This window comes from Candidatus Obscuribacterales bacterium (genome assembly GCA_036703605.1).
Classification (GTDB): Bacteria; Cyanobacteriota; Cyanobacteriia; order RECH01; family RECH01; genus RECH01.
On sequence record DATNRH010000774.1, the window covers coordinates 1 to 2,528 of the forward strand.

The 2,528-nt window shown below is 57.2% G+C and carries 1 protein-coding gene; it reads left to right on the top strand.

Features of this window, described 5'->3' with window-relative positions:
- Positions 1-98: 98 nt before the first annotated feature.
- A partial coding sequence (locus tag V6D20_16000) for a hypothetical protein (GenBank protein HEY9817283.1) occupies positions 99-2,528 on the top strand: 2,430 nt, incomplete at its 3' end.

The window sequence follows — 2,528 nt, forward strand, 5'->3', positions numbered from 1 at the left end:
AACAGATTGCTGATGCCTCAGGTTATTCCATCAGTTATCTCACGCGGGATATTGGTCCCAAGCTGTGGAAGCTTTTAGGGCAAGCGTTAGGCGAATCCGTGAGTAAAACCAGTTTTCAGGCAGCATTACTGCGCTGGCAAGAACGGCAAGGGGAGCAGCCGGGCAGCATCGACGGGGGAGCCGCTGAAAATGCCCAGTCCCCTCCCACCACCCCATTCACCCAGCCCGCCAGCCACTCCGCTCTCCCTCCTGTCAACCTCGACTGGGGCGAAGCTCCTGATGTCTCTACCTTCTTCGGTCGTCAAGACGAGTTAGCTACCCTGTCTCAATGGCTGGTGCAAGAGCGTTGTCGCCTGGTGCTGCTTTTTGGGATGGGCGGCATCGGCAAAACCTCTCTAGCCGTGAAGGTGGCACAGCAGTGTTTGGCGAGTGGTAGAAGAACAGGGTATGAGGGGGGTAAGGGGGCAGAGTATGAGGCTATGAGGATAGCAGAGGGGGAGGGGATTCTTTCTCAGTCCAGCCACCCAGCCACCCAACCACCCAACCACCCAGCCACCCCCTTCACTCACGTGATCTGGCGATCGCTCCGCAATGCCCCAGCTCTATCCGATCTGCTCCGTGACCTACTCCTGTTTCTTGCGCCTGGGGATACCTATGAACCAACCCTCTTGAATCTGATGCAGGGCTTGCGATCGCATCGCTGCCTGATCATCCTCGATAATGCCGAAACCATCCTCAAAGCTGGGGAAGAGCTGGATCATCCCACCCGATCGGGCGTCGGGCGCTATCGCGAGGGCTATGAGGACTACGCCGACTTCATTCGCGTGATGGGGGAGACGGCCCATCAGAGCTGTTTGCTGCTGACCAGTCGGGAAAAGTTCACCACCATTGTGCCGATGGAGAGTGATGGGACGAAGGTGCGATCGCTCCAGCTCTCTGGCTCCGCCGAGTTGGGGCTGGCTCTGATGAGTACCACAGGTTTGCGAGGGAGTTTAGAGGCGCAGCAGGCGTTGTGCGATCGCTACAGCAGCAACCCCCTGGCCCTCAAAATTGTGGCCGGCACGATCCAAGACCTGTTTGATGGCGACATTGCGACGTTTCTCGCTCAAGGCACCGGGGTCTTCAACGGTATTCGTCGCTTGCTCAATCAGCAGTTCGAACGACTTTCTGCCAATGAGCAAGCGGTGATGCACTGGTTAGCCATCAACCGCGAGTGGACGAAAATTGCCGACTTGGCCGCCGACTTGCTGCCCCCCATCTCCCGCGGCCATGTGCTGGAAGCGCTGGAGTCGCTTGGTTGGCGTGGACTCATCGAACGGCGAGCCGGTAGCTACACCCAACAGCCCGTGGTGATGGAATACACGACGGATGTGCTAATTCAACAAATGAGCGATGAACTCAGCACCGCCCAGCTAGCTTGGTTTTGCCGCTATGCGGTGCTCAAAACCACCGTCAAAGATTACATCCGCGAAAGCCAAGAGCGCATGCTGGCGCACCCGATCGCTACCCAATTTAGACAGACCTTTAGTTCCCCTGCTGCCGCCGAACAGCAATTTTTGCGGATTTTGCTGGCCTTGCGCCGCAGCGAAACCCAGCTATCGGGCTATGGCGTGGGCAATTTAATCAACCTCGCCCGGCTGCTATCCCTCGACCTGAACGGACTCGACTTCTCGGGACTCACCATTCGGCACGCTTACCTGCAAGGGATGCAGTTGCACAACGTCAACTTTGCCGAGGCCAGTTTCTTACACCCCCGCTTTACCGGGACTGTGGGCAATGCGTTGTCATTAGCTTTCAGTCCTGATGGGCAATTTATCTGTACGGGCGATCATCAGGGCCAGGTTTACCTGTGGCGGGTGGCCGACGGTCTGCAACACGCTAGCTTAGAGGGCCACGACAACTGGGTGCGATCGGTCGTCTTCAGTCCCGATGGTATGACCCTGGCAACGTGCAGTGATGATCAGACGATTTGCCTATGGAACTGGCAAACCTGTGAGCATTTGCATACCATCGAAGTCCCAGATAACTGGGTGACATCGATCGCCTTTAGCCCAGATGGCACGCTGATAGCAAGTGCCAACGATCACACATTAACCCTATGGAACACGGCTTCGGCAAGGGTTGCAGCGGTATTGATGACGGATATCTCCCGTGTGCGTTCTTTAGCATTTGCGCCCCAGGTACCCATCATTGGTGCCGCAGGTCCTTGCCTAGCCACCAGCAGTGATGAGGGCATCATGCTGTGGGATCTTGCGAGTCGCCGTCGCTTGAGCGTGATTCCCACCCAAAACCAAATTGAAGCGATCGCCTTTAGCCCCGATGGGGAATATATCGCGATGGCCGGAGCCCATGCCACACTGGAACTCTGGAGTGTGGCAACGCAGCAGCGCGTGCGCCAATTTCGAGGCCATCGGGGCATGGTGCAAGCACTGGCCTTCAGTCCTGACGGGCAGCATCTCATCAGCGGCGGACAAGATACCACCCTCAAGCTGTGGCAGGTCAACACGGGCACCTGCATCAAAACGCTA